This is a genomic window from Halomonas ramblicola (assembly GCF_030409215.1).
Lineage (GTDB): Bacteria > Pseudomonadota > Gammaproteobacteria > Pseudomonadales > Halomonadaceae > Halomonas > Halomonas ramblicola.
This window is the reverse complement of sequence record NZ_JAUFPL010000006.1, coordinates 1-8,464: the sequence shown is the minus strand read 5'-3', so window position 1 is coordinate 8,464 and position 8,464 is coordinate 1. Positions and strand designations below refer to the sequence as shown.

Genomic DNA, 8,464 nt, shown 5'->3' with positions numbered 1-8,464 from the left:
TTGTCGGCGTTCCTCGGAGTAGCGAGGCATGAGCAGCTCCTATCGCCCCCTGGGTTTTAAGAACAGGGTACCAGAGGACACGACACTCATCCTGACACTGGGGGAGAGCAACTCAGCCTTTTTCGCAACGTCTTCCAAACCAAAGGCTTTTTCGAAAAGTTTTATCACCATCCTGAAATACCAGTCGCTCTGTATGTAGCTACTAAAGCATGGTTGGATACATCGCTTATGTATGCGATACATAAGCTCTCCCGGAGCTTTGAGGCCGAAAGCATCACGTGGTGGTCTACCCATCCTCGGCATGGCCAGATATTTGAGAAATCTTCTGAGCTTTATGCAGACCACGTCAACACATCCGTAGCTATCAATCTCGCGTTCTCAGCGATTGAAGAGCTCCAGCTCCAAATAAAATCTAGCTCACAAAATAAACGGTGGTTGGATAACGTGACTGCTGAATGGAACCCTGTAGTTTTAGAGGATATACAAGAGAGATTGAAGGAGTCAGGAATCGACCCGGAACAGAAAGTTTCTTGGACAATTAGAGGCGATGAAACGGCAACTGAAGTATCAATAAAGCCGACGCTAGGTAATCTGGCGCCGTATGCAGATGGTCAAGTCGTTCGCGATGTGGAGTTGACACTTCCGGAGGCACTCCATGTTTGCAGCTATCTGCGGAATTACATGACGGCGCACCGGCTAAGTGAGGCTTCTACACTCCTCGGGCCTTATGAAGTGCACAATGTACAATCAGTGGCGCGCCGACTTATTCTTATGAAGTGCAGAGCTTGGAATGTTTGGGTAGATGATCTCCAGCGACGGCTGGAGAAACAGAAATAACCGGGAGTAAGCTAGGATAATAACGGGCGGAAAGTTTTGGCTTCCTTTCCCGAATCTCGGAGCTGTGAAACCCTCAGTGTCCGCTCTTGGCCGGATTAAGAAGCTCAGGCTACGCTGATGAAAAGGGTTGGAAGCTGACGACCCAGGCTGGTTCTCGACTGACTTGACCCATGCTGAAAATATAGACGCATTTGAGGAATACTGAAGTATATACGAGGGCAAAGCATGCAGTTGATACCTGAACTTCTGAGTGCAAAACTAACAGCTTCTATGCCTGCATTTGCAGCTACTATCGAGGCTCATGGTCTCTACAATACGAATCAGTTCGTGCTTCGACTCTCACCACTTATCCATCAGACACTTGCAGGCCTAGAGCCCGGCATCACAGCAAACGATAAAGTCGGACTAGATGGTGCGCAGGCGATGTCGACCTATCTTCACGAGACGATTCATTGGTGGCAGCATATCGGGTCAACCTATGGCTTCATCTTTGGTATCAACTATCCGGTGCAGGCGCATGCCGCCTTCAATAATCTAAAAACGATTGTCTCCGGCGATGGCTTTAAGAAGTCGATAACCGAGCAAGGGGAAATGCTGAGTGCGCGAGGGCCGACTGGGTGGGGGACGCTAGCCGGAACGTCGAACATGATCGTCAACAACCACTTCGATCTCGAGGTTTTTCGTTTGTTTACGCTTGGTCCTAAGGGTGTGCACACTCTTTCTAATAACCCCCAGCTCGAGTCTGTTGGTCACGCCCTCCATATGACTTACGGGCTCACGGTAGACGTTCTAGCTGCAAGTGTAGATGAAGGCTACAATGCGTTGCCAGATTTCAAGCAATGGAAGAGCGGCTTTGAAGAACTGCGCAACTCAAAGGTGAAAGGCCACTACTTCGGCTCGCCACTCGAGTTATGGCCACTCGGATCGCACGAGATCTTCGAAGGGCAAGCGCGCTTTTCGCAAATTCAATATCTATCACACGCCTGCGGACACAAGCTCAACTGGAATGCCTATGCGTCATTGGGGATGCTCGATGGAGTCTATGTTAGTGCTTTTCAGCACTTCCTGGAGATGGTGGAAGCAGAGTGGCCAGAATACGTCGATGATCCACTCGTCTCATTATTCCTTCTGGTCTGTGATTTGGCCATCAATCCCGGCAGTGGATTCCCGGTTACTGACGCCCCTAACTTCGTCACCTTCATTGAAGATGTTAACCCTGGTACACGTTTTACCAAATTCTGCCGTTTGATCGCGAAGAATTTCCCAACTATGAAAAGCGCCATCAACCAGCACAGCCGGGAGGAATATGTTGAGCTGACGAGCGAGCTTGCTCAGGCGAACAGGGATTTTCCACCTTTGCTTGTCTCTGAACTGTGCTCAGATTGGTTCTCCTCCAAAGGACCACTCTCACATCTGCGTAGGGAGTACGAGGCTTATAGTTTTGGCCCCAAGAACTACGTCATACGTCATTTGTTCGCCCACTTCCTTGCGTTTAAGGAAGATAAGTTCAAGTTTCCAGAGTTCTTCTGCTGGCCAGGGGCCCATATGGCCGGCGAGAACCTCTCTAACAGGTCGAAAAAGCTGTTCGAGAAGCACCAAGCGTTGTTTGTTGATAAAGAGCACGACGACAGTGTGTTTCCCCGGATGCAAGAGGGACGCACCTAGGAGGATGTTGACGAAGTTTTCCAAAACTTTTATGGTCACAATGTCATATATGATCTTGTTCGGCAGTGGATCATTGAGCCTGGGCCTTTCAAGTACGATATTAATTGGTTGAAGGCCAATGCTAAGAAAGAAGAGCAGAAAATATTCATGCGCAGGCAATTCCAGTCTGCCTTCGGCGTTGATCCCGAAGATGCTGAGATTATCGCAACTTAAGCTGGTTACTCCTCGCGACTTGAACTTCTGCTACCTTAAAGGTCTGCTCTTGGCCGGATAGCGACGGCATAGATCCTATGCCGTCGCTATCTCTTGTTAGACCTCTGTATGCTCAGCTATGATCAATGCGTCATCCACCTCAATTCCTAGGTATCTGACGGTGCTTTCGAGTTTGGTATGACCTAAGAGAAGCTGAACGGCTCTCAGGTTTTTCGTTCGGCGGTAAATTAACGTTACCTTGGTGCGTCGCAACGTGTGAGTACCGTAAGCCGAAGGCTCCAAGCCAATAGCGGTTACCCATGATTTAACGATGCGCGAGTACTGCCGAGTAGACAAGTGGCACGAGCTTTTCAGGCGACTTGGGAATAAATAATCATTGTTGCGGAGATGTGCAAGCAGTATCCACTCTTCTTAGGACAGTGCGAGTCTGCTCGGTTATCTCAAACTGTACTGGTCTCTTCGTTTTCTGCTGCGTGACTATGGCCCTTGAAGAGACACGATCGCCATGGGCTACATCGCGGACCCGCAACTTGACCAAGTCACAAGCTCGCAATTTGCTATCGATAGCCAACTCGAATAGCGTCAGGTCTCGGATCTTTCCAGCAAGCTGCAGCCTGACGCGAATGGCCCAGATATCTTTGAGACGAAGCGGTGTTTTCTGACCAACCAACTTGCCTTTGTTCCAAGGCATGTGGGAAGTTATTGTTGAAGTGTTCATGGTATGGACCTCCTCGGATGGAATGTATAGGATGGTCCAGAACATGTTCGACGTGTGCTGGAGTCGGCAGCCTGTCGCGATCCGACCCACAGCAGCCATGCCGGCAGACGCTGAGGGCACGTCCATTCGTGCTACTCTGTCATTTTGTAACTAATTTCCATTGTGGTGCAAAGTGCGCGCCCCTGTAGACCTGATCGTTCAGTGATAGAGCATTCGATCTAATCACTGTTATTTTTTGGAGGTTTCTTGAATCAGCCTAAGATTAATAATTTGAAATTTGATTCGCTGTTTGAAGGCGCAGTCAAGTGCCTTCGAAATGCACAAGAACTATGTGATGAGTCGGAGTTGCTACATAATAATGGTAAGTATGCTCGTTCGTTTGCTTTAAGCCACTTTGCACGTGAAGAGCTTGGTAAGAGCTTCATGCTGTTTCGTGCCTTGGTCGATATATCCTCGGGTGTTAAGGTTGATTGGAAAAAGCTTAATAGGCGATTTAGGGACCATAAGCAAAAGCTTTTGAATGATGCAGAAATTTCATTATTTATTGCTGCGAAGGAGCTGCAGAGACAAGAAATATCACCAGACTTTCTTTTTTCTGGAATTAATGAAAGAAACAGTCTCAAAAATCGCTGCCTTTATACTGATTGGAACAATGGGAGATTTACGGTCCCCTCTGAGGCAATCACGGAGCAACAATCTGAAAGAAACTTGAGTTTAGCTATTTGTCGTGTGGCAATGTTTAGCCCTCTATTGGTGAATCTTAAGGGGTTGAAATGCGAACAAAAAGATAAGATTATAGAGTCTTACCCGGAAAGTATGCCTTCATCCCCGGAAGAGTTGTTAGATGCAGTTCTTGGTAAAGAAAGTAATAACGAATAAAGATAGGTCGCGCCCCCGTCGATGGTGTTGTATCAGCCTTCACTGAACGACCGTTATTGGCCGAATGACGACTTTCAGCTTATACTGATGAATATATCATGGAAGATAGCGATATAATAAGCGTGAGCAGGCAGGGTGGTATTCGCGCTCATTGAATAGCAGAGCATGCACAGTTAGGAATTAAGATAGAGGAACACATGGACCCCATTTCAGCCCTGTTCGCAGCGTTACTGGATAGCACTTCAAGTGCTGTAAGCAATCACATACAAGAGTCCGTGGGAACTGAGGTAAAAACTGTCGTAGTTGATCATAACGATCAGCTCATCTCGTATCAGCACCAGATGTGGCGTATACGGGGTGACTCTGTCTGTGCAGATAAAAGAGAGCGTATTGACGAGTTCTCAAAATGCACACTGGCGGCAAAAGAGCATTTTGTCAACGCATGTCAATATCTTCAGGAAAATAACGAATATGGTGTTAGATATGATCAGCTGAAGAATATGTACTGCTCAGCATCTAACTCTTTTCGGCCTACAATAGCTTCTATTGCATCTTCCAGCAAAGCTTCACCACTTGAGCTGGCAAAAAGGAAATGCAATAGACTTACATTTGATAAAACTGCAAGCGCGGAATCTCGCAATCAGGCATGCGCGCGCTATCGAGCGTTAAAAAGTGAGGAGCCTTAAAGGTAGGGCGCTCAAAATGACAGGCATTCTTAACAGAATGTATTTGTTAAAAATTTTCCAGTGAGATAAATCATGGATCATTCTTTATTCATCAATGAAGTATTAGGGCCGTTGTGGTGGGTCATTCCCGTAGCCTTTCTGATTGGTCTCATCAAGTCACCATGGTTCAAGGGCTTTTTCGGAGAGGCTTTGGTTAAAGCGGCCGCCAGGATTTGGTTGCCAGCGGAAACATACAAACCGATCCACAATGTGACCCTACCTACGCTGGACGGCTCAACTCAGATTGATCATATCTTTGTGTCCCGATTCGGGGTCTTCGTCGTGGAAACAAAGAATATGAAAGGTTGGATCTTTGGTGACGAACATCAGACACAATGGACCCAAAAGATTTATCGGAAGTCATTCAGGTTCCAGAATCCGTTACGCCAGAACTATAAGCATGTAAAAGCTCTGGAGAGCGCCCTCGATGTTCCTTCGGCAGTCATTCACTCTATTGTGGTGTTTACTGGTAGTGCGAAACTAAAGACCAGGATGCCGAAGAGCATCACTCGTGGCGGTGGTTACGTGAATTACATCAAGTCGTTTCAGGAGGTCGTTCTATCTGAGACGGAGGTTCAAGAGGCCTTCATGAAAATCCAGGCTGGCAGGCTTGCGCCCACACGTGAGACCCACCGAAGACACGTTGCACAACTTAAAACTAGGTCTGATCCTAATGCTCAGCGCAAATGCCCCAAGTGCAGCAGCAGCATGGTATTGCGGACATCCAAAAGGGGTAAGAATGCTGGCAATCAGTTCTGGGGGTGTTCTGGTTACCCGGAGTGCAGGGTGGTGCAAGAGGTTGGGTAGTTGTGGTGACGATAGATTTGCGTTTGGCTGCTATTGGCCGATAGGGAGCTCTTGACTATGTTGAGAAAGCGATTTAGAAGATGAGTTTATATAGATTTTCTATACTAATGTTTTTCTCTATATTAGTGAGCGGGTGCGCTAATTACGGTTGTTATGAAGAAGATTATCTATTTTTTGGTGAAAAGTTTGCAGTCGGATATCTTTCGGATGTTCAAGATGCAAACGTGCGAAACCATATGGCGATCATGGAGGGTGTTGGTGATGAAATATTCGAATCTAAAGAAAAAATGTTAAGATATGGTTATACTGTTGTTGATTGCAATATAACCCCCAGGGGCGTTCGATACTGCTCTGGTGTTAAGAGTATTAAAGAAGCCCGCGTCAGGAAAATATGTCCTAGTCATGGGTCAGTTTGTGAAGATGGGACATACTCTAGCTCTCGGGGTAGGGGAACTTGCTCTCATCATGGAGGTGTTGCTGACTAGCTTCCTAACAATCTAAACAGGAAAAAATCTAACCAGATCCTCGCAACGTCGTCTTCGTTATTCCAGGTGGGTGCTGCAGAATGTATCACTGAAAGACCGCTTTTGGCCGATTTCTGACTTTCGAGCAACGCATGAAGACCATGCTCGGTGCCCCTACTATGCTACGCTTCCAGTGTGCTCGCGACAGCGGAGAAGACGATGGCTTTTCACACACCGAATCCTGAACTTCGGGCAGTGGAGCAGCGCAATGCCCGATTACGGGCCGATCTGTTTGCCAAGCTGTTTGGTGGTGCGTGGCGTAGACTTCGCAAGGGCGCCCTGCGACTGTCGGCGGGGCGGTACCGCCGACACCATCGGCCTCGGTCTTGACCGACCGCCTGCCCTCACCTTCCTGGACTCGTCCCGACCCGTCGATATGCGGCCGGCTCGTTCGACAAGACCATGAAGCATCCACTCGACGGAGGGACGACCATGCGGTTCATGATCATCGTGAAGGCCAGCCCGGATTCGGAGGCCGGCAAGCTGCCAACTCAGGAGTTGCTGGAGGCCATGGGCAAGTACAACGAGGAGCTGGTCGAGGCCGGCATCATGCTCGCCGGTGAGGGGCTGCAACCGAGTAGCCAGGGCGCGCGGGTGCGCTTCAAGGGCGATGAGCGGATCGTCACCGACGGTCCCTTCGCCGAGACCCGGGAGCTGATCGCCGGCTACTGGCTATGGGAGGTGGCGTCGAAGGAGGAGGCCATCGCCTGGGTCAAGCGCTGCCCCAACCCGATGCCCGGCAGCGAGGCCGAGATCGAGATCCGCCAGGTCTTCGAGGCCGAGGACTTCGGCGAGGAGTTCACCCCGGCGCTGCGCGAGCAGGAGGAGCAGCTGCGCGACCGGCTGTCGCAGAAGGGCTGAGTCGTCTTCAGGGGGCTATGCTGAACGCAAGGCGCCGGTGGGTCGTGATGGGCTGCCGCCGGGGAGGGAACATGGCGATCACGCTGACCCAGGCCCTGCGCCGCGAGTACGAGCGGTTGTTCGAGACCTGTGACATTCGCCCCGCCCGCCAACGCGACGTGAGCGCATCGCCAGGAAGTTGACGCGGGAGCGGGCGCGCTACGAAGCCGTCACCGACCGCCAGGGCGTCCCCTGGGCCTTCGTGGCGGTGGTTCACCAGATGGAGTCCAGCGGCGACTTCAGCCGCCATCTGTACAATGGCGACCCGCTCACCGCGCGTACCGTCCAGGTGCCGAAGGGTCGGCCCAAGCGAGGCTCCCCGCCGTTCACCTGGGAAGAGAGTGCCGCCGATGCCATGGCCCTCAAGCGCCTGAGCGGGAGCACCGACTGGAGCGTGGCGGGCATGCTCTACCAGCTCGAGCGCTACAACGGTTGGGGGTACCGTCTCCATCATCCCCATGTGCTATATCGCAAGGTGACCGGCCACTTCCTGCCCGGGGATCCGCGGGCCGAGTGAGGGCGCGTGACGACGGGAGGCAGTGCCCACGTGTGCATCGGTGCAATTATTTGGAAATGGCTTCCATTTATTGTGCCATGGGCTATCATGGCGGGTTCCCGTTTCGTTTCCCAGCAGGAGGCCCCATGAGCTTCTACGTCTATCTGTCCGGCGAGATCCACACCGACTGGCGCGACGAGATCCAGCGCGGTGCCGAGGCCGCCGGCCTCGACGTCGTCTTCACCTCGGCGGTGACCGATCACGACGCCAGCGATGCCGCCGGCGACCACCTGGGCGAGGAGAGCCGCCAGTTCTGGCGCGACCACAAGTCCTCCAAGGTCAACGCCATCCGCACCAAGACGCTGATCGAACAGAGCGACCTTGTGGTGGTGCGCTTCGGCGACCAGTACAAGCAGTGGAACGCCGCCTTCGATGCCGGCTACTGCGCCGCGCTGGGCAAACCCTACGTGACCCTGCACGGCGAGGAGATCGTCCACCCGCTCAAGGAGGTGGATGCCGCCGCCATGGCCTGGTGCACCACCCCCAGCCAGGTGGTCGAGATCCTGCGCTACGTCACCCGCGCCTGATCCGCCGGCCCGGCGCCCCCGAGTTCGACACTTCCAGCTCGATTTTGGCCTGATTTCGGCACCTGTGGTCCGAGAATTCAGTGATTTAGCAAGTTACGGGCGAAATTGTTGTA

The 8,464-nt window shown here is 51.4% G+C and carries 10 protein-coding genes; 8 read left to right on the top strand and 2 right to left on the bottom strand.

The genetic code is table 11. The features are described 5' to 3' along the window. Positions 1–1,062: 1,062 nt before the first annotated feature. Entirely contained in the window at positions 1,063–2,502 is a 1,440-nt protein-coding gene (locus QWY80_RS01580) for a hypothetical protein (protein WP_290228918.1), read from the top strand. Positions 2,503–2,811: 309 nt separating this feature from the next. Here QWY80_RS01580 and QWY80_RS01575 read toward each other — a convergent pair whose 3' ends face one another. Together QWY80_RS01575 and QWY80_RS01570 are read right to left on the bottom strand one after the other, a co-directional pair. After that, complete coding sequence (locus QWY80_RS01575) at positions 2,812–3,051, bottom strand: tyrosine-type recombinase/integrase (protein ID WP_290228917.1); 240 nt, start codon at positions 3,049–3,051, stop codon at positions 2,812–2,814. A 37-nt stretch (positions 3,052–3,088) separates the two neighbouring features. Further along, positions 3,089–3,433, bottom strand: coding sequence for a site-specific integrase (locus QWY80_RS01570; RefSeq protein WP_290228916.1), 345 nt, complete (start codon positions 3,431–3,433; stop codon positions 3,089–3,091). 246 nt (positions 3,434–3,679) lie between these two features. Here QWY80_RS01570 and QWY80_RS01565 point away from each other — a divergent pair, with 246 nt between their 5' ends. The 7 genes from QWY80_RS01565 (at position 3,680) to QWY80_RS01540 (ending at position 8,351) form a co-directional block, all read left to right on the top strand. Next, positions 3,680–4,312: an AbiV family abortive infection protein gene (locus QWY80_RS01565; protein ID WP_290228915.1), complete on the top strand. Its 633-nt coding sequence runs from the start codon at positions 3,680–3,682 to the stop codon at positions 4,310–4,312. 197 nt (positions 4,313–4,509) lie between these two features. Continuing rightward, the gene (locus QWY80_RS01560; RefSeq protein ID WP_290228914.1) at positions 4,510–4,998 is read left to right on the top strand and encodes a hypothetical protein; all 489 of its coding nucleotides are present in this window, start codon (positions 4,510–4,512) and stop codon (positions 4,996–4,998) included. Between the two features lie 72 nt (positions 4,999–5,070). Continuing rightward, entirely contained in the window at positions 5,071–5,844 is a 774-nt protein-coding gene (locus QWY80_RS01555) for an NERD domain-containing protein (protein ID WP_290228913.1), read from the top strand. An 80-nt stretch (positions 5,845–5,924) separates the two neighbouring features. Then, positions 5,925–6,329 (top strand): DUF3761 domain-containing protein, encoded by a 405-nt coding sequence (locus QWY80_RS19480; RefSeq protein WP_494337371.1) that lies wholly within the window; start codon positions 5,925–5,927, stop codon positions 6,327–6,329. Between the two features lie 471 nt (positions 6,330–6,800). Continuing rightward, positions 6,801–7,229, top strand: coding sequence for a YciI family protein (locus QWY80_RS01550; RefSeq protein ID WP_290228912.1), 429 nt, complete (start codon positions 6,801–6,803; stop codon positions 7,227–7,229). Between the two features lie 178 nt (positions 7,230–7,407). Then, complete coding sequence (locus QWY80_RS01545; protein ID WP_290228911.1) at positions 7,408–7,785, top strand: hypothetical protein; 378 nt, start codon at positions 7,408–7,410, stop codon at positions 7,783–7,785. Positions 7,786–7,910: 125 nt separating this feature from the next. Next, a complete protein-coding gene (locus QWY80_RS01540; protein ID WP_290228910.1) occupies positions 7,911–8,351 on the top strand; it encodes a YtoQ family protein in 441 nt (146 codons plus the stop codon). Positions 8,352–8,464: the final 113 nt, after the last annotated feature.